Source organism: Prauserella sp. PE36, assembly GCF_003311655.1.
Classification (GTDB): domain Bacteria; phylum Actinomycetota; class Actinomycetes; order Mycobacteriales; family Pseudonocardiaceae; genus Prauserella_A; species Prauserella_A endophytica.
Genome location: NZ_QEQT01000037.1, coordinates 122,880 through 143,631 on the forward strand (window position 1 = coordinate 122,880; position 20,752 = coordinate 143,631).

At 71.7% G+C, this 20,752-nt stretch carries 20 protein-coding genes; 16 read left to right on the top strand and 4 right to left on the bottom strand.

Annotated elements, in window-relative coordinates:
* Positions 1-19 precede the first annotated feature (19 nt).
* On the top strand, positions 20-661 hold the full coding sequence (locus tag DI005_RS05845) for a hypothetical protein (RefSeq protein ID WP_137095320.1): 642 nt from the start codon (positions 20-22) through the stop codon (positions 659-661).
* Here DI005_RS05845 and DI005_RS05850 read toward each other — a convergent pair.
* The gene (locus DI005_RS05850) at positions 658-1,260 is read right to left on the bottom strand and encodes an NUDIX domain-containing protein (RefSeq protein WP_113641454.1); all 603 of its coding nucleotides are present in this window, start codon (positions 1,258-1,260) and stop codon (positions 658-660) included. The genes DI005_RS05845 and DI005_RS05850 overlap by 4 nt on opposite strands.
* Between DI005_RS05850 and dop the strand changes: the two genes are divergently transcribed.
* The 4 genes from dop to prcA all read left to right on the top strand — a co-directional run bounded on the left by dop (position 1,259) and on the right by prcA (position 4,838).
* The gene (gene dop, locus DI005_RS05855; RefSeq protein ID WP_112269102.1) at positions 1,259-2,761 is read left to right on the top strand and encodes a depupylase/deamidase Dop; all 1,503 of its coding nucleotides are present in this window, start codon (positions 1,259-1,261) and stop codon (positions 2,759-2,761) included. The genes DI005_RS05850 and dop overlap by 2 nt on opposite strands.
* A 101-nt stretch (positions 2,762-2,862) precedes the next feature.
* A complete protein-coding gene (locus DI005_RS05860) occupies positions 2,863-3,057 on the top strand; it encodes a ubiquitin-like protein Pup (protein WP_110335685.1) in 195 nt (64 codons plus the stop codon).
* 89 nt (positions 3,058-3,146) lie between these two features.
* Positions 3,147-4,010, top strand: coding sequence for a proteasome subunit beta (gene prcB, locus DI005_RS05865; protein WP_113641455.1), 864 nt, complete (start codon positions 3,147-3,149; stop codon positions 4,008-4,010).
* Between the two features lie 57 nt (positions 4,011-4,067).
* Positions 4,068-4,838: a proteasome subunit alpha gene (gene prcA / locus DI005_RS05870; protein WP_112269106.1), complete on the top strand. Its 771-nt coding sequence runs from the start codon at positions 4,068-4,070 to the stop codon at positions 4,836-4,838.
* Positions 4,839-4,843: 5 nt separating this feature from the next.
* On the opposite strand, the gene DI005_RS05875 is transcribed toward prcA, so the two are convergent.
* Positions 4,844-6,271: a bifunctional phosphatase PAP2/diacylglycerol kinase family protein gene (locus tag DI005_RS05875; protein WP_113641487.1), complete on the bottom strand. Its 1,428-nt coding sequence runs from the start codon at positions 6,269-6,271 to the stop codon at positions 4,844-4,846.
* 135 nt (positions 6,272-6,406) lie between these two features.
* Between DI005_RS05875 and pafA the strand changes: the two genes are divergently transcribed.
* Positions 6,407-7,765 (top strand): Pup--protein ligase, encoded by a 1,359-nt coding sequence (gene pafA / locus DI005_RS05880; RefSeq protein ID WP_112269108.1) that lies wholly within the window; start codon positions 6,407-6,409, stop codon positions 7,763-7,765.
* 48 nt (positions 7,766-7,813) lie between these two features.
* On the opposite strand, the gene DI005_RS05885 is transcribed toward pafA, so the two are convergent.
* Complete coding sequence (locus DI005_RS05885) at positions 7,814-9,946, bottom strand: efflux RND transporter permease subunit (RefSeq protein ID WP_113641456.1); 2,133 nt, start codon at positions 9,944-9,946, stop codon at positions 7,814-7,816.
* A 95-nt stretch (positions 9,947-10,041) separates the two neighbouring features.
* On the opposite strand from DI005_RS05885, the gene DI005_RS05890 reads away from it, so the two are divergent.
* From DI005_RS05890 to DI005_RS05920, 7 genes are all read left to right on the top strand, one after another.
* Positions 10,042-10,722: a TetR-like C-terminal domain-containing protein gene (locus tag DI005_RS05890; RefSeq protein WP_112269110.1), complete on the top strand. Its 681-nt coding sequence runs from the start codon at positions 10,042-10,044 to the stop codon at positions 10,720-10,722.
* A 79-nt stretch (positions 10,723-10,801) separates the two neighbouring features.
* Complete coding sequence (locus tag DI005_RS05895) at positions 10,802-11,782, top strand: YafY family protein (protein WP_113641457.1); 981 nt, start codon at positions 10,802-10,804, stop codon at positions 11,780-11,782.
* Positions 11,779-12,759, top strand: coding sequence for a YafY family protein (locus tag DI005_RS05900; RefSeq protein WP_112269114.1), 981 nt, complete (start codon positions 11,779-11,781; stop codon positions 12,757-12,759). The genes DI005_RS05895 and DI005_RS05900 overlap by 4 nt, the downstream gene beginning before the upstream one ends.
* 9 nt (positions 12,760-12,768) lie before the next feature.
* A complete protein-coding gene (locus DI005_RS05905) occupies positions 12,769-13,029 on the top strand; it encodes a bacteriophage holin (RefSeq protein ID WP_112269116.1) in 261 nt (86 codons plus the stop codon).
* Entirely contained in the window at positions 13,029-13,361 is a 333-nt protein-coding gene (gene tatA / locus DI005_RS05910; protein WP_113641458.1) for a Sec-independent protein translocase subunit TatA, read from the top strand. Before DI005_RS05905 ends, tatA begins: the two co-directional genes overlap by 1 nt.
* A gap of 30 nt (positions 13,362-13,391) precedes the next feature.
* Complete coding sequence (gene tatC, locus DI005_RS05915) at positions 13,392-14,348, top strand: twin-arginine translocase subunit TatC (RefSeq protein WP_112269121.1); 957 nt, start codon at positions 13,392-13,394, stop codon at positions 14,346-14,348.
* Positions 14,349-14,429: 81 nt separating this feature from the next.
* A complete protein-coding gene (locus tag DI005_RS05920; RefSeq protein WP_113641459.1) occupies positions 14,430-15,311 on the top strand; it encodes a diacylglycerol kinase family protein in 882 nt (293 codons plus the stop codon).
* On the opposite strand, the gene DI005_RS05925 is transcribed toward DI005_RS05920, so the two are convergent.
* Positions 15,274-15,669, bottom strand: a complete 396-nt coding sequence (locus DI005_RS05925) for an MmcQ/YjbR family DNA-binding protein (RefSeq protein WP_113641460.1) — start codon at positions 15,667-15,669, stop codon at positions 15,274-15,276. The genes DI005_RS05920 and DI005_RS05925 overlap by 38 nt on opposite strands.
* A gap of 35 nt (positions 15,670-15,704) precedes the next feature.
* On the opposite strand from DI005_RS05925, the gene DI005_RS05930 reads away from it, so the two are divergent.
* The 3 genes from DI005_RS05930 to DI005_RS05940 all read left to right on the top strand — a co-directional run bounded on the left by DI005_RS05930 (position 15,705) and on the right by DI005_RS05940 (position 20,717).
* Positions 15,705-18,500, top strand: coding sequence for a DEAD/DEAH box helicase (locus DI005_RS05930; protein WP_369973556.1), 2,796 nt, complete (start codon positions 15,705-15,707; stop codon positions 18,498-18,500).
* Between the two features lie 115 nt (positions 18,501-18,615).
* A complete protein-coding gene (locus tag DI005_RS05935) occupies positions 18,616-19,335 on the top strand; it encodes a DUF4333 domain-containing protein (protein WP_113641462.1) in 720 nt (239 codons plus the stop codon).
* 188 nt (positions 19,336-19,523) lie between these two features.
* Positions 19,524-20,717 (top strand): GNAT family N-acetyltransferase, encoded by a 1,194-nt coding sequence (locus DI005_RS05940; RefSeq protein ID WP_112269131.1) that lies wholly within the window; start codon positions 19,524-19,526, stop codon positions 20,715-20,717.
* Positions 20,718-20,752 lie beyond the last annotated feature (35 nt).

Consider the following 20,752-nt stretch of genomic DNA (forward strand, 5'->3'; position numbering starts at 1 on the left):
CTGAGGGGACGAGGACAGGGTGCGACGAGCACGGGTAGCGGTCACCGTGACGGCGTTCGCGGCTGCGGGCCTGACGGGCCTGGCCGGCTGCGCCGACCGGCCGAACGACCTGGACACCTACTACGACGAGCCCGAGACGACCACGGAGTCGGCCACGGTCACGGCCTCACCGCCACCGCCGTCCGCGCCGCCGCCGGAGCCGGGCGCCGACCCCGTCGTGCTGGCCGCCGCGGTGGACGGTGCCGTGCTGCCCGATCAGGACGTGGCCGCTGAGGGGGTGCGGCCCGTCGCGGCGCTGACCGTCGCGGAGGGCTGTCTGGCCGAGATCCCGCTCGGGCTCGTCGGCACCGAGCGCAGGGACGCCCGCTGGGAATACCCGACCGGCTCGACGATCGACCAGCTCGTCACCGCCTATGCCGAGCGGCCCGCCGCCGAGATCCTGACGTCGCGGGTGCGCTGCCCGGGCGACGAGCTGGAGGTACCGCTGGAGCCCGCCGTCGACGCACACGCGGCGTGGTGTGCCGAGGGCACCTGCACGGTGCTGCTGGCGAGCGGCAACGTGCTCTCGGGCGTCCAGGTCACCGCCGCCGACCGGGCCAGGGCGGCGGCAGCGGTGCAGCGGCTCGCGCCGGTCGCCGCCGCCAAGCTCGCTCAGCCTTAGGGTGCGTTTCCCAACCCCGTTGCCCGCTCGCTGGGCAGAGGGTCGAGAGACGCGCCCTGCCGCCGGAACCACTCGAGCACGCCGAGCCTGCCGTCGGGGATGAGCGGGCCGTCGGGGTCCTCCGCCCATTTCCGCAGCTCCTCCAGCGGCACCCACCGGCCGCCGACGATCTCCTCCGGCTGGTGGACGATCGGGCCGTCCCAGCGGACCTCGAAGGCGAAGTTGTGGCACCGGATCGGTGGCTGATCGAACACGTGCGTGAACAAAGGGATCGGCGACACGCCCGAGATGCCGAGCTCCTCGGCCAGCTCCCGGGTGGCGCACTCCGCCGGGGTCTCGCCGTGCGCGACCACGCCGCCCGCCCAGCAGTCGTGGTACGACGGGAAGACGTCCTTGCCGGGCGAGCGCTGGTGTACGTACACGTGCTCACCGTTGAGCGAACGCACGAGCACGACACCGGCCGCGTGCCAGAGCCCGCGCGCCCGCATTTCGGCCCTCGTCGCGCTGCCCGCAGGGCTTCCCAGTGCGTCGTAGATCGCAACCAGCTCGTCACCGCCCACCGGGGGATCGTCGCACGGAGCACCGTAGGCTGGACGCATGCGCCGGATCATGGGAACCGAGGTGGAGTACGGGATCGCGGTGCCGGGTGACGCGACCGCGAACCCGGTGCTGACCTCCACCCAAGTCGTACTGGCCTACGCGGCGGCCGCGGACATCCCGAGGGCGCGTCGCGCCCGCTGGGACTACGAGGTGGAGTCGCCGCTGCGCGACGCGCGCGGCTTCGACCTGGCGGGGCCGGGGCAGCAGGGCCACGACCCCGAGGTCGAGGACCTCGGCGCCGCCAACGTCATCCTCACCAACGGCGCGCGGCTGTACGTCGACCACGCCCACCCGGAGTACTCGGCACCCGAGGTGACCAACGCCCGCGACGCCGTGATCTGGGACAAGGCGGGGGAGCGGGTGATGGAGGAGGCGGCGATGCGCGCCGCGACCGTGCCCGGCCAGCCGCAGCTGCAGCTCTACAAGAACAACGTCGACGGCAAGGGCGCGAGCTACGGCACGCACGAGAACTACCTGATGGCGCGCTCGACGCCGTTCACGGCCGTGATCGCGGGCCTGACGCCGTTCTTCGTGTCCCGGCAGGTGGTGACCGGCTCCGGGCGGGTCGGGATCGGGCCGCAGGGCGAGGAGGCCGGTTTCCAGCTCTCGCAGCGCGCCGACTACATCGAGGTCGAGGTCGGCCTCGAGACCACGCTCAAGCGCGGCATCATCAACACCCGCGACGAGCCGCACGCCGACGCGGACAAGTACCGCAGGCTGCACGTCATCATCGGCGACGCCAACCTGGCCGAGTACTCGACGTTCCTCAAGCTCGGCACCGCGGCGCTGGTGATCGACATGATCGAGGCCGGCATCCGGTTCGACGACCTCAAGCTCGACGAGCCGGTGCGCGCGGTGCACCAGATCAGCCACGACCCGACGCTCAAGACCAAGGTCGAACTGGCCAACGGCCGCAAGTACACCGGCCTGGACCTGCAGTTCGCCTACCACGAGATGGCGGCGGAGCACCTGGAGCGCGAGGGCGCCGACGAGCAGTCGAAGGAGGTCCTGCGCGTCTGGGGCGAGGTGCTCGACGCGCTGGCCCGCGACCCCGCCGAGTGCGCCGACCGGCTGGACTGGCCCGCCAAGCTGCGCCTCCTGGAGGCCTACCGCGAGCGCGACCAGCTGGGCTGGGCGGCGCCGCGGCTGCATCTGGTGGACCTGCAGTACTCGGACGTGCGCCTCGACAAGGGCCTCTACAATCGGCTCGTCACGCGCGGTTCGATGAAACGCCTGGTCAGCGAGGACGAGGTGCAGGCCGCGATCACCACGCCGCCGTCCGACACGCGGGCTTACTTCCGCGGCCGCACGCTGGAGAAGTACGCGACCTCCATCGCGGCCGCGTCGTGGGACTCGGTGATCTTCGACGTGGGCAAGGAGTCGCTGGTCAGGATCCCCACGCTGGAGCCGCTGCGGGGCACGAAGGCCCACGTCGGCAAGCTGCTCGACGAGGCCGCCACGGCCGAGGAACTGGTCGAGGCGCTGACCGCTTCGGACTGAGTCCCCGGCCGGCGGTGAAGATCACCGGACGGTCAACGAACGCACCGAATGCCGTTGGCTCTGGGTAGGCTAAGAGGCAACGGCCACACCGGGAGGCGAGTATGGCTCAGGAAAAGGTTGAGAAGCACGGCGGCGGAGACTCCGACGACGACGTGGACGGCGGTGCCCCGGCCGGTCAGGAACGCCGCGAGAAGCTCGGCGAGGACGTCGACACGATCCTGGACGAGATCGACGACGTGCTGGAGGAGAACGCCGAGGACTTCGTGCGTGCCTACGTGCAAAAGGGCGGGCAGTAGGCGGCGCCGGTCGGCCGAGCGCCATCCCATAAGCTTGCTGATCACATTTCAGTCCCCGCCCCCTTCGTCGATGGGAACTACGAGCACGCATGGAACACACTCCGCGCAACTCGGGCTTCGCCCTGCCCTCCGCCTACCTGTCGTCGACGACGTCGTCCTTCACCGACTTCCTCCGGGCTCAGGCTCCTGAGCTGCTGCCCAGCAAGCGGCCGGAGGGTTCGTTCGCGCCCGGCAGCGCGCTCGAGCCGCCGCACGGCACGACGATCGTGGCCTCGACCTTCAGCGGCGGCGTGCTGATCGCGGGCGACCGCAGGGCCACCAGCGGCAACATGATCGCCACGCGGGACCTGGAGAAGGTCCACATCACCGACGAGTACTCGGCCGTCGGCATCGCGGGTACCGCGGGCATCGCACTGGAGCTGGTACGGCTCTACACGGTCGAGCTCGCCCACTACGAGAAGATCGAGGGCGTCTCGCTGTCACTGGACGGCAAGACCAACAAGCTGGCCAACATGGTCAAGGGCAACCTCGACGTCGCGATGGCGGGCCTGGCGGTGCTGCCGCTGTTCGTCGGCTACGACATCGAGTCCACCGACCCCAAGCGCGCGGGCCGGATCGTGTCCTACGACGTCACCGGCGGCCGGTACGAGGAGAACGCCGGTTACCACGCGATCGGCTCCGGCTCGCTGTTCGCCAAGTCGGCGTTGAAGAAGCTGTACGACCCGGACGCCGACGCCGACACCGCCGTGCGGGCCGCCATCGAGGCCCTTTACGACGCCGCCGACGACGACACGGCGACCGGCGGACCGGACCTCGTGCGCAAGATCTACCCGTCGGTCGTCACCATCACCGCCGAGCACGGTGCGGTCTCGGTGCCGAGCCAGGAGACCTCGGCCATCGCGACGGCCGTGGTCGAGGCCCGCGCCGAGCGGCCCGGCCGGTACCGCAGCTAGCGCCCGGCCAAGACCGACGAACCACAGCAGGACCACGAAGAGAGCGGAGCCAACGCAGTGACGATGCCGCTGTACGCCTCACCCGAGCAGTTGATGCGCGAGCGTTCCGAGCTCGCGCGCAAGGGCATCGCCCGGGGACGGAGCGTCGTCGTGCTCAAGTACCGGGGCGGTGTGCTGTTCGTGGCGGAGAACCCTTCGCCCACGCTGCACAAGGTGTCCGAGATCTACGACCGCATCGGATTCGCCGCCGTGGGGCGCTACAGCGAGTTCGAGAGCCTGCGCCGCGGCGGGATCCGGCACGTGGACCTGCAGGGCTACCAGTACGACCGGCGGGACGTGAGCGCGAGGGCACTGGCGAACGTGTACGCGCAGACGCTGAGCACGATCTTCACCGAGCAGCTCAAGCCGTTCGAGGTGGAGATCTGCGTGGCGCAGGTCGGCGCCGACACCGACGAGGACGAGCTGTACCGGCTGACCTACGACGGCTCGATCTTCGACGAGCCGAGGTTCGTCGTGATGGGCGGCCAGACCGACGCGATCAGCTCGAAGCTCAAGGACACGTTCGAGGACGGAATGGACCTGAAGGCCGCGCTGCGCGTCGCGTCGGAGGCGTTCCGGTCCAACACCGGCAATGGCAACGGCGAGGGCGAGCCGAGCAAGCTCGAGGTCGCCGTGCTCGACCGCGAGCGGCCCGGCCGCAAGTTCCGCCGGTTCACCGGCGCGGCGCTCGACGCGTTGCTGCCGGGCAAGACGGAACCCGCCGAGGAGGCGGAGGAGGACAAGAAGCCGGAGGCGCCCGCCGACGGCTCCGAGGGTTCGGCAGGGTAGGGGCGCTACAGCCGGTAGATCGTCAGCGCGCTCGGCCGTGACCGGAACCGGAACACGCGGCCGAGCGGGCCGACCTCGCCGTCGGTGGCTACCCGCCGGTTGCCGTCGAGGATCTCGACGTCCAGTGACGGCAGGTCGTACTGGCGGTACACGTGGCTCGCGTTGAGCGTGTTGGTCACGGCGGCGAGCACGAACCGGGCGCGCGAATAGGGCACGTCGGCGCGCAGGTAGCGCACGTCGAGCAGGCCGGTGTCGAGGGCGGGCCTGCGCGAAGGCCAGAAGCCCTTGGGCGCGTAGGTCCCGTTGCCCACGAAGACCATCCACACGAGCGCGCGCTTGCCGTTGAGCCGGACCCGCAGGGGCCTGGCCCTGCGCAGGGTGCGGATCGTCGCGATCGCGGCTGACGGCCATTTCGGGTGCCGCTGCTGGATCTTCTCGCGCAGCCGCACCATCTCGGGGTAGCCGCCGAGGCTCGCGGTGTTGACGAACCAGCGCCGGTGCGCGCCGGAGCCGCCGTCGATCTCCACCTCGCCGAGGTCGACGCCAACCGCGGCGCCCGCCTCCGTGGCGGCGTCGGCGTCGGGCATCGAGCGGACGCCGACGTCCCGGGCGAAGTGGTTGAGCGTGCCGGCCGGGATGAGCGCCAGCGGCAGCCCGGTGTCGGCGGCGACAGAGGCCACCGCCGCGACGGTGCCGTCCCCGCCCGCGACCCCGAGCGCCCGTACGGCTCCGCCTCTCCGCGCGATCTCGCTGGTCAGCTGCGTGCGGATGTCGACGCCGGGGTCCGGGTAGAGCAGGGTCGCCTTCGGCCACGCGAACCGGACCTCGTCGGTCGGGTCCATGTCGGCGTTGCCGGAGCCGGGGTTGACCACTGCGAGCATGTCCTCGCCGTCGCGCATCACGGGTGCGTCGGCGCGGTGTGCCGTGCGGCCGGGCGTGTCGGGGTGGATGGGCCACCAGTGCTGCGTGCCGATCGCGGAGGCGACGCCGATGAGCGCGCCGACACCGACGTCGGTGGGCCAGTGCACACCGGTGTGGACGCGGGAGTAGGCCACGGCGGCGCCGAGCGGCGCGAGCGCAAGCCCGGCGACGGGCGACTCCATCGCGACGGCGGTGACGAACGCCGTCGCCGACGCGGCGTGCCCGGAGGGGAAGGACGACGACGTGGGGCGCTTCTGCAGGCGGCGGTGCTCGGGCACGGCCTCGGCAGCGGGGCGCCTGCGCGGGAACAGGGGCTTGCCGATGAGGTTGGCGCTGGTGCTGGCGCCCGCGATCGCGGCGACGCCGCGCAGGGCGCCGCGGCGGGTCGCGCCTTTGCGCGCGGTGAGGACGAGCGCGACGCCCCACCACAGGCGGCCCTTGTTCGCCGAGCGGGACACCCTGGTGAGCAACCCGTCCGCCGGCGTGCGCGGCAGCGCGGCGCTGCGCGCCATGAGGCGGCGGTCGGTGGCGCTGACCTGGCGCAGCCGCGACTTGAGTACGTCCAACACGGTGTTCCAAGGTACCGACACCGTCTCGGCGGCCGATTCGTTCACCGTCCCACGGCGGTTAGCGCCTACCCTTGAAGGATGCAGCGGCGGATCTTTGGGATCGAAACCGAGTTCGGGGTCACCTGCACCTTCCACGGGCAGCGCAGGCTCTCCCCCGACGAAGTGGCGCGATACCTCTTCCGGCGAGTCGTGTCGTGGGGCCGGTCCTCGAACGTCTTCCTGTCCAACGGCTCCCGGCTCTACCTCGACGTGGGCTCCCACCCCGAGTACGCGACCGCGGAGTGCGACGACCTGACCCAACTGGTCACGCACGACAAGGCGGGCGAGCGGATCCTGGAGGACCTGCTCGTCGACGCCGAGCGGCGGCTCGCCGACGAGGGCATCGGCGGCGACATCTTCCTGTTCAAGAACAACACCGACTCGGCGGGCAACTCCTACGGCTGCCACGAGAACTACCTGGTGACGCGCGCGGGCGAGTTCTCCAGGATCGCCGACGTGCTGCTGCCGTTCCTGGTGACCCGTCAGCTCATCTGCGGGGCGGGCAAGGTGCTGCAGACGCCGAGGGGCGCCGTGTACTGCCTGTCGCAGCGCGCGGAGCACATCTGGGAGGGCGTCTCCAGCGCGACCACGCGGTCCCGGCCGATCATCAACACGCGCGACGAGCCGCACGCCGACGCGGAGCGCTACCGCAGGCTGCACGTGATCGTGGGCGACTCCAACATGGCCGAGCCGACGACGCTGCTGAAGGTCGGCTCCGCGAACCTGGTGCTCGAGATGATCGAGCAGGGCGTGCAGTTCCGGGACTTCACGCTCGACAACCCGATCCGCGCTATCCGCGAGATCAGCCACGACCTGAGCGGCCGGCGGCAGGTGCGGCTGGCGGGCGGGCGCGAGGCGTCGGCGCTGGAGATCCAGCGCGAGTATCACGCGCGGGCGGCCCAGCACGTGGAGGCCAACGGTTCGGGCCCGACCGCGCAGCGCGTGGTCGAGCTGTGGGGCCGCGCGCTGGACGCGGTGGAGCAGCAGGACTTCTCCAAGATCGACACGGAGATCGACTGGGCGATCAAGCACCGGCTGGTTGAGCGCTACCGCGCCAAGCACAACCTCGACCTGTCGGACCCGAGGGTGGCTCAGCTGGACCTCGCCTACCACGACATCCGGCGCGGCCGGGGCGTGTTCGACCTGTTGCAGCGCAAGGGCCTCGTGCGGCGGGTGACCGACGACGGCGAGATCGAGCTCGCCAAGGACACGCCGCCGCAGACCACGCGGGCGAAGCTGCGGGGCGACTTCATCGCCGCCGCGCAGCAGGCGGGCCGCGACTTCACGGTCGACTGGGTGCACCTGAAGCTCAACGACCAGGCGCAGCGGACCGTGCTGTGCAAGGACCCGTTCCGCTCGGTCGACGAGCGCGTGGAGCGGCTGATCAACTCGCTGTAGGGAAGGGGTGGGCCGGGGTTTCCGGCTCCACCCCCCACCTGCTGGCGATCAGGCGTTGACGCGCGGCCGTTCGGGTGGGGCCGCCGGTGCCTCGCTGATGCCGAGGCGGTCGTGCAGCCTGCGCAGCGGCGCGGGCGCCCACCACGCCCTGTCGCCGAGCAGGCGCATGCCGGCCGGGACGAGCAGGCCGCGGATGATCGTGGCGTCGATGAGGATCGCCAGCCCGCTGCCGAGGCCGAACATCTGGATGAAGCTGACGCCGCTGGTGCCGAAGGCGAAGAAGCTCACCGCCAGTAGCACGGCGGCCATCGAGACGATGCGGCCGGTGCGGGACAGCCCGTCCACCACGGCCTCGCGGTTGCCCAGCCCGCGGTCGTGGGCCTCCCTGATGCGGCTGAGCACGAACACCTCGTAGTCCATCGAGAGCCCGAACGCGATGCAGAAGAGCAGCATCAGCATGCTCGTGTCGAGCGGCAGCGGGGTGAAGCCCAGCAGTCCGGACAGCGCGCCGTCCTGGAAGATCAGCACCATCACGCCCAGCGTCGCGGACAGCCCGAGGACGTTGAACGCGAGCGCGCGCAGCGGTTGCAGGACGCTGCCGGTGAACAGGAACAGCAGCACGAACGTGGTGAGCGCGATCAGGCCGAGCGCGAGCGGGAGCCGGTCGGTGATCGAGCCGGTCGAGTCGAGCAGCACGGCGGCGTCACCGCCGACGAGCGCCTGCACACCCGGTGGCGCGGGCAGGGCGCGCACGTCCTCGACCACGCGCTGTGCGGACTCGGACCGGGACTCCTCCTCGGTGATCACGGCGTAGCGCTGGCCCTGAGCGCTGGGGACGACATCGGCGACGCCCGGTACGGCGGCCAGTCGCTGGGTGTAGGCGGTGGCGTCCGCCGCGCCGACGGGACCGGTGGTGACGACCTGGACCGCGCGGCTGTCGTCGCCGGGAAACTGTTCGCGCAGCGCGTCGCCGACGATCCGGCTCGACGCGGTGGTGGGCAGCACGCGGTCGTCCGGCGTGCCGAACTCGACGCGGAGCAGGGGAGCGGCGGCCAGCACGAGCACCAGCACGGCGGGTGCGCCCACGAGCCACGGCCTGCGCCCGGCGGTCCGCGCGACGCGGCCCCAGAACGAGGACACGGTGGTGGGAGCCGACTTCCGCCACGGCAGCCTGCCCGCGTTGACGCGCTGGCCGAGCACGGCCAGCAGCGCGGGCAGCACGAACAGTGCCGCGAGCATGGCGATCAGCACCACGCCGATGCCGGCGTAGGCGAACGAGCGCAGGAAGTACTGCGGGAACAGCAGCAGCGCGGACAGGGCGACGGCGACGGTGACGGCGCCGAAGGTGATGGTCCGGCCCGCGGTCTCGACGGTCCGGATCACGGCGTCGCGGGTGCTCGATCCGGCGGCGAGCTGCTCGCGGAACCGGCTGACCATCAGCAGCGCGTAGTCGATCGCGAGGCCGAGGCCGAGACCGGTGGTGAGGTTGATGGCGAAGACCGACACGTCGGTGAGTGAGCCGAGCAGCGACAGCTCGGCGAAGGTGCCGAGGATCGCGATGCCGCCGATGGCCAGCGGCAGCAGCGCGGCCACGACGCTGCCGAACACGAGCACGAGCAGTATCAGGATCACGGGCACGGCGATGGATTCGGCCACGAGGAGGTCACGGCTCACCTGCTCGTTGACGTCCTGGCCGACGGCGGCGCGGCCGCCGAGGTCGACGGTGATCGCCCCGGTGTCGCCGGTGTAGGAGCCGGCGATCTCCTCGACCGCCGTGTTCTCGCCGTCCTCGTCGGCGAGGTGGGCCGCGATCAGCGCCTGCGTGCCGTCGTCCGAGCGCAGGGCGGGTACGCCGGCCTGGAAGTAGGACGTGACGCCGGTGAGCGCTGGGTCGCCGGCGAGCCGGGCGGTCAGGTCCGCGCCGGCCTGGCGGGCGGCGGGGTCGTCGACGGTTCCGGTGTCGGCCGTGACGAGGAAGACGAGGTCGGCGGAGCCGCCGTGGCGGGCGTCGATGAGATCGGCGGCCCTGGTGGACTCGGCCGACGGGTCGGTGAAGCCCTCCGCCTGCAGCTTGCCGAACGCCGTGAAGCCCAGCGCTCCGGCTCCCACGAGCACGAGCAGGGTCACGGCCAGTACCGCACGTGCGTGGTCGGCGGCGAACCGTCCGATGCGAGCGAACATGGTGAGCTCCGAGTGAGGGAGTGATCAATGTTGACGGATGTAAACTTTGTGGGCGTTAACTTGCCACTGATGTGTACGGGTGTCAACATCGAGCTGTGAGTTCCTCAGCCCCCGTTCGAAGCGGCTACCACCACGGCGATCTCCGCAACGCGCTCATCGAGGCCGCCGCCGGACTCGCGGCCGACGGCGGCCCCGGGGCGGTGACGATCAGGGCGGCCGCGCGCGCGGTGGGCGTCACCCCGACCGCGGCCTACCGGCACTTCGCCGGGCACGAGCAGCTACTGGACGCGGCCAAGGACGAGGCCATGGTCCGCATGAACGACTCGATGCGCGCCGAGCTCGCGCAGCGCACGCCGTCGGCGGACCGGATCGCCGCCGCGCTCGGCGACCTCGCCGCGATCGCACGCGGCTACCTCAACTTCGCGCTCGCGCAGCCCGGCCTGTTCCGCACCGCTTTCTGCTCCGAGGGACACGTGCTGCCCCCGCCGGACCAGCAGGCCGAGTACAGCCCGTTCCGCACGCTCGTCGGCGCGCTCGACGAACTGGCCGCGGCCGGGTACCTGCCGCCGGAACGCAGGCCCATGGCGGAGTTCGGGGCGTGGTCGATGGCCCACGGCCTCGCGATGCTGCTGCTCGACGGGCCGCTGCGCGAGCTGGACGCCGAGACCAGGGAGGAGATCGTGGTGCGCTCGCTGGTCATCTTCGCCGAGGGGCTCGGCGGCGGAGGGCTCACCGACGAGCTGCGGGACGTGGTCGTGGCCGCCGCGCGCGAGTGAAAGATCCGTTCGCGCGACATGCCCGGCACAAGGCCGGACCTGACGATCGGCGCGCGGGACGCGAGCTAGGGTTGTCAAGGTGTCCACCGCCCGCGCCGAGCGCCTGGTCAACCTGGTGCTCGCTCTGCTGTCCACCCGGCAGTTCCTGACCGCCGAGCGGATTCGCGGGATCGTGCCCGGATATGCCGACGCGGCGACCGACGAGGCGTTCTCGCGGATGTTCGAGCGGGACAAGACCGAGCTGCGCGAGCTGGGCATCCCGCTGGAGACGGGCCGCAACTCCGTCTTCGACCCCATCGAGGGCTACCGCATCGCGCGCAGGGACTACGAGCTGGGGGAGATCGAGCTGGCCCCGGACGAGGCCACGGCGGTGGCGCTCGCCGCGCGGCTGTGGGACTCCCCGGAGCTGACCGGGCAGGCACACGGCGCGCTGGTGAAGCTGCGCGCCGCCGGGGTGGAGGTCGACGAGCACGCCGCGCCGGTCGTGGAGCCCCGCGTGCACACCGAGCCCGCGTTCGCCCCGCTGCTCGCGGCCGTACAGCGCGGCCAGGTGGTGTGCTTCGACTACCGGCGCTCCGACTCGCCGGAACGCCGCGTGCGCACACTCGAACCGTGGGGCGTCGTGTCGTGGCGGGCCCGCTGGTACGTCGTCGGCCATGACCGCGACCGCGACGCGCCCCGCTGCTTCCGGCTCTCCCGCATCACCGGCGAGGTGCGCACCGTCGGCAAGCCCGGCGTCGTCAGCCGCCCTCCCGACGTCAACCTCCTCGAGTTCGTGGCAGGCACGTCCACCAGGCAGGAGCCCGCGCCGACGACGAGCGCGCGGCTGTGGCTCGCCAGGGGCAGGGCCGCGGGCATCCGGCGGCACGCGCGGATCGTCGGCTCGCTGACCGTCGGCGACGCCGAGGGCGACGTCGTGGAGGTCGACCTGCACTACCCGGAGAGCGCGGCGGACTGGATCGCCGGGCACGGCCCCGACGTGCTCGTGCTGGAGCCGGACGTGCTGGCCAAGGCGGTGCGCGACCGGCTGGAGCGCGTGGTGCTGGGGGCGGGCGCATGAGCGGCTCCACCGAGCGGATGCCGAGGCTGCTCGCACTCGTGCCGTACCTGCTGGCGCGGCCGGGCATCAAGATCGAGCAGGCCGCCCAGGACTTCGACGTCAGCGCCAAACAGCTGCGCAAGGACCTCGAACTGCTGTGGATGTGCGGCCTTCCCGGGTACGGCCCCGGCGACCTGATCGACCTCTCCTTCGACGGCGACACGGTGTCGGTCACCTTCGACGCGGGCATGCGCAGGCCGCTGCGGCTCACCGGTGGTGAGGCGAGCGCGCTGGTGATCGCACTGCGCGCGCTCGGCGAGACCCCCGGCGTGGTCGACACCGACGCCGTGCGCAGGGCGATCGCCAAGATCGAGGCCGCCGCGGGCGACGCTCAGCCCGCGGGCGTCGTGGTGGGCATGGGCGTGCGCGAGCGCGAGGCGACCGCGCGCACCCGCGAGGTCGTGCGCGAGGCGCTGCAGGAGGGCCGGGCGCTGCGGATGCGGTACTACACGGCGTCCAAGGACGAGGTCAGCGACCGCACGGTCGACCCGATGCGGCTGCTCATCGTGCAGGCCAACAGCTATCTGGAGGCGTGGTGCCGCAGGGCCGGCGCCGTGCGGCTGTTCCGGCTGGACCGCGTGGACGAGCTGGAGGTGCTCGACGAGCCTGCCGACCCGCCCGCCGAGGCCGAGCCGCGCGAGGTCTCCGCAGGCGTGTTCGCTCCGCACGAGGACTATCCCGAGGCCGTGCTCGTGCTGGAGCCGGACGTGCGCTGGATCGCCGAGTACTACCCGTGCGAGGAGCTCGCGGAGCTCGACGGCGGGCGGCTGCGGGTGCGGATGCGCTACGGCGACGAGTCCTGGATGGTGCGGCTCGTGCTGGGCAGGGGAGAGGGCGTCCACGTCGAGAGCCCGGAGTCGCTGGCGCAAGCTGTTCGACAGCGGGCCGCCGACGCGCTGGCCCGGGCGCGTCACCTCCCGGTTACCTACGGCCAGTAAGGTGACGGCGTGTTCTACGTGCTGAGCGGCGCCCTGGTCGCGCTCGGAATCCTGGTGCTCGGCATCGTCGCCGTCCGGCTGGTGGGAGCCTTGCGCCGCTACAGCCGGACGGCGAGCATGGTTGCGGCGAGCACCCAGGACCAGGCCGGCCTCCTACGGGCGCGGGCGGCCGCCGTCGGCGTGGCGCTCGCGCGGCGACGCGGTTCTTCGCTCACACACAACGAAAAAGCCAGTACGATCGATCCTGAACGAGTTAAGGGAGGCCACTGATGGGTGCACTGCAGCCGTGGCACTTGATCATTTTGGTCCTTGTGGTGGTTCTGCTGTTCGGCGCCAAGCGGCTCCCGGACGCGGCCAGGTCGATCGGCAAGTCCATGAAGATCTTCAAGGCCGAGACCAAGGACATGCGCGAGTCCGGCGAATCGGACACCACCACCGCCACCGCCGAGGCCGAGACCAGGCAGCTGCCCTCCTCGTCGGCCACCGCAGCGGCCCAGGACAAGGACCAGCAGCTCGCTGACCTGCAGCGGCAGCTCGACGAGCTGAAGAAGCAGCAGCAGCCCAACGCCACCGCCGATCAGGCGCCGAAGAACGCCGGCTGACCGATCGACTGACGAGAACGGAAGCTCTCCGTGGCGGACTCCTCCGACAAGCGCGAAGGCCGCCAGAGCAAGCGGCGGAACCGAAGCCGTCGGCACAACCCCGACGGCACGATGACGCTCATCGAGCACATCTACGAGTTCCGCCGCCGCCTCGGCTACGCGCTGCTGGCCCTCGTCGCCGGCGGCATCCTCGGGTTCCTCTGGTTCGGCAACAGGATCGGGCCCATCCCGTCGCTCGGTGACATCGTCACGGGCCCGTACTGTGCGATACCCGCCGAGCAGCGGTACCCGAGGGGCGGTGAGTGCCAGCTGCTCCAGACGGTGCCGTTCGAGGCCTTCATGATCCAGCTGCGGGTCGGCCTCACGGCGGGTGCCGTGCTGTTCGCGCCCGTGTGGCTCTACCAGCTGTGGGCGTTCATCGCGCCGGGGCTCTACTCGAAGGAACGCAAGTACGCGCTGACCTTCGTGGGCTTCGCGAGCGTGCTGTTCGCGGGCGGCGCGGTGCTGGCCTACCTGATGGTGCCGCACGCGCTGGAGCTGCTCACCAACTTCGGCGGTGGCGAGTTCGCCACCTGGTTCACCGGTGACCGCTACATCTCGTTCGTGCTGTCGCTGCTGCTCATCTTCGGGGTGAGCTTCGAGCTGCCACTGCTGATCGTGATGCTCAACCGGGTGGGCATCGCGCGGTACGAGCTGCTCAAGAAGTGGCGGCGGGGGATCATCTTCCTGCTGTTCGTGTTCGCCGCGTTCGTCACGCCTGCCGACCCGTTCTCGATGATCGCGCTCGCCGGTGCGCTGACCCTGCTGTTCGAGTTCGCGTTGCAGCTCACCCGCCTGCACGACCGCAAGCTGGAACGGCAGCGCGGCGAGGAGGGCTGGGACAAGCTCGCCGACGACGAGGCGGCGCCGTTCGACTACACGCCGAGCACCATCGACGACGAGCCCGCGAAGCCGACGAAGGCCGCCAGCACCGACGACGTCACCTAGCGAGTGTTGCCGGACGGGCTCTGCGTGGCGGCGCGGCCCACCCCAAGCGGCTCCGCCGCTTCTGAAAGGACGTAGCGGGCGATGGGACTGCATGCGGCGCTGGCCGTGCATCCCGACTCCGGGAAGGGCGCGGCGGCCCGCATCGCGGGCACCGTCGCCGCCCGCCTTCGGGACCACGTCGACCGGCTCGACCTCCTCGCGGCCAACACCGTCGAGCAGTCGCGGGCGCTGATGGACCGCTCGCACGCCGAGGGCCTCGACGCGCTCGTCGTGCTCGGCGGTGACGGCGCGGCGCACCAGGCCGTCCAGTTCTGCGCCGGCACCGGTGTCGCGCTCGGGCTCGTGCCGTCCGGAACGGGCAACGACCTCGCGCGCGCACTGGGCGTGCCGGCCGATCCGCTCGCCGCCGTGGACGCCGTGATCGCGGCGCTGCGCCAGCGGCGGAGCCACCGCATCGACCTCGGCAGGGTGGGCGAGAACTGGTTCGGCACCGTGTTGTGCGCCGGGTTCGACGCGGCCGTCAACGAGCGGGCCAACCGCATGCGGTGGCCGAGCGGTCCCCGCCGCTACGACCTCGCGATCGTCGCCGAGCTCGCGGCGTTCCGCACCCGCCGCCTCGTCGTGCGCACCGACCGGGACGAGCTCGAGCTGCCCGCCGTGCTGGCCGCGATCGGCAACACCGGCTTCTACGGCGGAGGGGTGCCGATCTGCCCTGACGCCGACCCCGGCGACGGGCTGTTCGACGTCACAGTGGTGGGCGACGCCGACCGTCGCGAGCTGGTGCGCCTGCTGCCGAGCCTGCGCACGGGCAGGCACGTCACGCATCCCGCCGTCACGACGCTGCGGGCCCGCGAGGTGACGCTGTCCGGCAACGACTGGCCCGTCTACGCCGACGGCGAGCCGCTCGGCCGCGTGCCGGTATCGGTCACGTGCGTTCCCGGGGCACTCGCTGTTCTCGGCTGAGCGCCGACCACTTCAGCCGCTCCCGCTCCGCCCTCGGCAGCCCGGCGACCACCAGGTCGTAGGAGTCCTCGATCAGGTCGCGCACCAGCTCGTCCGGCACCGAACCGTCCAGCACCACCGTGTTCCAGTGCCGCTTGTTGAGGTGGTAACCGGGCGTGATCGCCGGGTGCGTCGCGCGTAGCTGCACGGCCAGCTCCGGCTCGCACTTGAGGCTCACCCGCAGCGGTGTCGCGTCCAGCCTGCTGATCGCGAAGATCTTTCCGGCCACCTTGAAGACGCTGTTCGACTCGTCGAACGGGAACTCCTCGCGCGCGCCGGTGAACCCGAGACACGTCGCCTTCAGCTCCTGCGGAGTCACGCACCCAGGGTAGATGTGGCGAGATCGCCCACCGCATGCGAGCCCCCACGGCCATATGGAACCCTGGCGCCGTGGACTCATCCACTTCTCCCAGCCCGGCCGAGGCCTACGTGGCCGCCCGCCGGCGCGGCAAGTACCCCAGGCTGGCCGACTTCGCCGCGCAGGTGTCCTTCGAGTTCGACGACTTCCAGGTCCGCGGCTGCGAGGCGCTCGAGGACGGTCACGGCGTGCTCGTCTGCGCCCCGACCGGCGCGGGCAAGACCGTCGTCGGCGAGTTCGCGGTGCACCTGGCGCTGGCCGAGGGCCGGAAGTGCTTCTACACGACGCCCATCAAGGCGCTGTCGAACCAGAAGTACGCCGACCTCACCGCGCGCTACGGCTCCGAGCAGGTCGGCCTGCTCACCGGCGACACCGCGATCAACGGCAACGCCCAGGTCGTGGTGATGACCACCGAGGTCCTGCGCAACATGCTCTACGCGGGTTCCTCCACGGTGAACGACCTCGGCTACGTGGTGATGGACGAGATCCACTACCTCGCCGACCGCTTCCGCGGGGCCGTGTGGGAGGAGGTGATCCTGCACCTGCCCGAGTACGTGCGGGTGGTGGGACTGTCCGCGACCGTGAGCAACGCCGAGGAGTTCGGCGAGTGGCTCGTCGCCGTCCGCGGCGACACCACGGTGGTGGTCGACGAGCACCGCCCGGTGCCGCTCTGGCAGCACATGCTGGTCGGCAACCGCCTGCTGGACCTGTTCGTCGGCGAGGAGCACGGCGGCGGCGAGGCCAGGATCAACCCGCAGCTGCTGCGCCGGGTCGAGGACGTCGCCAGGATGCACGCCCCGGCCGGGCTGCGCGGGCCGCGGGGCAGGCGAGGCCAGCCGCCGCGCGCCCCCCGCTACCGCCCGCCGTCGCGGGTCGACGTGATCGACCGGCTCGACCGCGCCGGCCTGCTGCCCGCGATCGTGTTCATCTTCTCCCGCGCCGGGTGCGACGCGGCGGTCGGCCAGTGCCTGCACTCCGGCGTGCGGCTCAACACGCCCGAGGAGGTTGCCGAGGTCCGCCGGGTCGTCGACGAGCGCACCGCCGAGCTGCCCGAGTCCGACCTCGGCGTGCTCGGCTACTGGGAGTGGCGCGAAGGCCTCGAACAGGGCGTCGCGGCCCACCACGCCGGGCTGCTGCCCGCGTTCAAGGAGACCGTGGAGGAACTGTTCGTCCGCGGCCTCGTCAAGGTCGTCTTCGCCACCGAGACGCTAGCGCTGGGCATCAACATGCCCGCGCGCACGGTGATGCTGGAGCGGCTGGTCAAGTACAACGGCGAGGCCCACGTCGACCTCACACCCGGCGAGTACACCCAGCTCACCGGCCGGGCGGGCAGGCGGGGCATCGACGTCGAGGGGCACGCCGTCGTGCTGTGGCAGCCAGGGGTCGACCCGCGTCAGGTCGCCGGGCTCGCCTCGACGCGCACCTACCCGCTGCGCTCGTCGTTCCGGCCCGGCTACAACATGGCGATCAACCTCGTCGGACAGTTCGGGGCCGAGGAGGCTCGCGAGCTGCTGGAGCAGTCCTTCGCGCAGTTCCAGGCCGATCGCGCCGTGGTCGGCACGGCGCGCCGCATCGAGCGCAACAAGGAGGCGCTCGATGGCTACGCCGAGGCCGTCAGCGGCGACTTCGACGAGATGCTGTCCTACGTCGAGCTTCGCAAGAAGATCTCCGAGCGGGAGAAGCTGCTCGCCAGGCAGAACTCGGCCACCCGCCGTGCCGAGACCGCGCGGTCGCTGGAGAAGCTGCGCAAGGGCGACGTGATCTCGGTGCCCCAGGGCAGGCGCGCCGGGCTGGCCGTGGTGGTGGATCCCGGCGTCGACCCGCTGCACGAGCCGAGGCCCGTCGTGGTCACCGAGGACCGGTGGTCGGGGACGCTTTCGGTGTCGGACTTCCCGGCTCCGGTGGAGTCGCTCGGCCGCGTCAAGCTGCCCAAGCACGTGGAGCTGCGCTCGCCGAAGACGCGCCGCGACATCGCCTCCTCGCTGCGCAGCACCGGCATCACGCGGCCACCGCGCGAGCGGCGCCGCTCCGGCGCCAACGAGGACGGCGAGCTGGCCGCCCTGCGCAGGGCCCTGCGCGCGCACCCGGCGCACGGACTCGCCGACCGCGAGGCGAGCCTGCGCTGGGTGGAGCGGCACCAGCGGCTCGCCGCCGAGACCGCGCAGCTGGAACGCAAGGTGGCCGCCACGACCCATTCGCTCGCGAGGGCGTTCGACCGGATCCGCGCGCTGCTGGCCGAGCGCGGCTACCTCGGCGAGAACGGCGACGAGGTGACCGACCACGGCCGCCTGCTCGGCAGGCTCTACAGCGAGTCGGACCTGCTCGCCGCGGAGTGCCTCCGGCACGGCGTGTGGAACGGCCTGACCCCGCCCGAGCTCGCCGCAGTGGTCTCCGCTCTCGTGTACGAGGCGCGCCGCGACGCGGCCGCCGAGCCCAGGCTGCCGACGGGCGGAGGGGTGCCCAATGCCTGGCAGGAGACCGTGCGGATCTGGACCGACCTGGTCGAGGACGAGCGGCGGCACCGGCTCGACCGCACCAGGGAGCCCGACGCCGGGTTCGCCTGGCCGGTGTACCGCTGGGCCCGCGGCGAGTCGCTGGAGAAGGTGCTCACCGCGGCCGAGGTGAACGGCCAGGAACTGTCCGCGGGAGACTTCGTGCGCTGGTCGAGGCAGGTCATCGACCTGCTCGACCAGCTGAGGACCGTGCTCGGCAGGGACCATCAGGTGGGGGCCGCCGCGGCCAAGGCGGTGCGCTCGCTGCGCCGCGGGGTCGTCGCGGCGGGCGAGGTCTGATCCCGGTCCGGTCTCTCCGGCGCGCCCTTCACGTGTGCGCGACGGTGCTCTGTGGTTGGATCGCGCACGACGTGGTGGCAGGAAACGTTCAAGGCGGACTGGCGGAGGCGACACGATGAGCACCCCGTACGGAGGCAACGACCCTCAGCAGTGGGGGCAGCAACCGCCATCGGGCACCCCGTCCGGCGGCTTCCCAAGCCAGGGCGGCTACGGCCAGCAGCCGCAGTACGGCCAGCAGCCCGGTTACGGGCAACAGCCCCAGTACGGGCAGCAGCCGGGCTACGGCCAGCAGCCGGGCTACGGCCAGCAGCCCCAGTACGGGCAGCAGCCGGGTTACGGGCAGCCGCAGCAGCCGCAATACGGGCAGCAGCCCGGCTACGACCCCGCGCAGTACGGCCAGCCGCAACAGCAGCAGCCCTACGGCCAGCAGCCCCCGTACGGGCAGCCGCAGCAGCCGGGGCAGTTCGACTACGGCCAGCAGGCCCCGTTCGGCACGCCGCCGGAGAAGAAGACCGGCAAGGGCCTGTGGATCGGGCTCGGCGCGCTCGTGGTCGTGGTGGCCGCGGCGGCGGTGGTGCTGTTCTGGATCCCGGGCATCCTCGTGTCGAAGGTGTTCGACAACCAGACCATGCAGAACGACATCCAGCGTGTGCTCACCGACAGCTACGGCGTCGAGAGCGTGGAGAGCGTGAGCTGCCCGGCCGACCAGCCCGTCGAGGTCGACAGCACCTTCCAGTGCGACGTGACCGTCGGCGGCGAGCAGCAGGCCGTGACGATCAAGGTCAAGAGCGAGGACGGCCACTACGAGGTCGGAGCCCTCGAACCCAAGAACTAGGCTCGCCAACCGCAGTGAAGGCCACCATGCCTGCGCCCGCCCGTCTCCCCCCACCACCCAAGCGGAGGCGCTGCGCGCCGCTGTGCCGTTCAACGCAGTGAAGGTGGCCTTCACTGCGGGTGGGGCTGCGGCGGGGCTGGCGCTAATCCGGTGGCGGCCGCGGGCGCCGGTGGACGAGCATCGGACCCATGACCGATCACCGCACGCGCGTGCTGCGCGAGGACGAGCTGCGCGCCGCCAACACGCTGTTCCGTGCCGCCCTGCACATCAAGCCGGCTCCCGACGAGGAATGGGACCGCACGCGGCACGCCTACCAGCCAGGTCGCACTCTCGGCGTCTTCGACGACGCCCTCATCGGCACCGCCCGCTCGACCGACTCGGACCTGACGGTGCCCGGCGGGGCCCCGGTGCGCTCCGCGGCGGTCACGGGTGTCGGCGTGCGGGCCGACCGCACGCGGCGCGGCGTGCTGACCGAGCTGATGCGCGCCCAGTTCGAGGACTTCGCCGAGCGCGGGGTGATCGCCGCGAACCTCTGGGCCTCCGAGGGGCCGATCTACGGCCGCTTCGGCTACGGCGTCGCCACCCACGGGCGCTCGTCCACGGTCAACCGGCGGCAGGCCGTCCTGCGGCCAGACGTACCACCGGGCGGCGAGGTCGAGCTGATCGACGTCGACGCGGCGCGGACGGTGCTCGCGGAGAGCTACGCGCGCATCAGCAGGCGCGCGGGCATGATGGCCAGGCCGGACCACTGGTGGAACTACTTCGACGGCGCGCTGAGAAGGGGCGACGACCCGGTCACGATCGCCGTGCATCACGGCAGGCACGGCGTCGACGGCTTCGTGGTATACCGCGTGGGCCGCACCGCGGGCGGTCCCGGCGTGCTCACGGTCGAGGACCTGCACTACGACGACACCGCGGCGTTCGCGGGGATCTGGCGCTACCTGCTCTCGGTCGACCTGGTCGACGAGATCTCGCTGGTGTACCGGCCGCTCGACGAGCCCGTCGACCTCCTGTTCACCGACCCGCGCGCGTGCCGGGTGACGGGCGGCGGCGACGAGACATGGCTGCGGCTGCTCGACGTTCCCGCCGCGCTGGCGGCCCGGCGCTGGGCCGGGGAGCCGCTGGTGATCGAGGTCATGGATCCGGTGCTGGAGCACAACACCGGCCGCTACCTCCTGAGCCAGGACGGGGCGGTGCGCACCGACGAGCCCTCGGCCGTGCGGCTCGGTGTGGACGCGCTGGCGATGGCCTACCTCGGCGGCTGGCGGCCGTCGGCGCTCGCGAGGGCCGGACGCCTGTGGTTCGCGCAGCCCGCCACCGCGCCGGTGGCGGATCAGCTGTTCGCTGCGCATGCGGCGCCGTGGTGCGGTACGTTCTTCTGACCTGTGAACGATCAACTTCTCCGGGGTGTCCGACT

Bases quoted from the DNA above. Each gene is read 5' to 3' on its own strand.
- prcB (WP_113641455.1), top strand. From the start codon at position 3,147: ATGGAACACACTCCGCGCAACTCGGGCTTCGCCCTGCCCTCCGCCTAC.
- DI005_RS05940 (WP_112269131.1), top strand. From the start codon at position 19,524: ATGACCGATCACCGCACGCGCGTGCTGCGCGAGGACGAGCTGCGCGCC.
- DI005_RS05900 (WP_112269114.1), top strand. From the start codon at position 11,779: ATGAGCGGCTCCACCGAGCGGATGCCGAGGCTGCTCGCACTCGTGCCG.
- DI005_RS05935 (WP_113641462.1), top strand. From the start codon at position 18,616: ATGAGCACCCCGTACGGAGGCAACGACCCTCAGCAGTGGGGGCAGCAA.
- DI005_RS05860 (WP_110335685.1), top strand. From the start codon at position 2,863: ATGGCTCAGGAAAAGGTTGAGAAGCACGGCGGCGGAGACTCCGACGAC.
- DI005_RS05930 (WP_369973556.1), top strand. From the start codon at position 15,705: ATGCGAGCCCCCACGGCCATATGGAACCCTGGCGCCGTGGACTCATCC.
- DI005_RS05885 (WP_113641456.1), bottom strand. From the start codon at position 9,946: ATGTTCGCTCGCATCGGACGGTTCGCCGCCGACCACGCACGTGCGGTA.
- DI005_RS05850 (WP_113641454.1), bottom strand. From the start codon at position 1,260: ATGCGTCCAGCCTACGGTGCTCCGTGCGACGATCCCCCGGTGGGCGGT.
- tatA (WP_113641458.1), top strand. From the start codon at position 13,029: ATGGGTGCACTGCAGCCGTGGCACTTGATCATTTTGGTCCTTGTGGTG.
- DI005_RS05920 (WP_113641459.1), top strand. From the start codon at position 14,430: ATGGGACTGCATGCGGCGCTGGCCGTGCATCCCGACTCCGGGAAGGGC.
- DI005_RS05875 (WP_113641487.1), bottom strand. From the start codon at position 6,271: ATGGCGCGCAGCGCCGCGCTGCCGCGCACGCCGGCGGACGGGTTGCTC.
- dop (WP_112269102.1), top strand. From the start codon at position 1,259: ATGCGCCGGATCATGGGAACCGAGGTGGAGTACGGGATCGCGGTGCCG.
- pafA (WP_112269108.1), top strand. From the start codon at position 6,407: ATGCAGCGGCGGATCTTTGGGATCGAAACCGAGTTCGGGGTCACCTGC.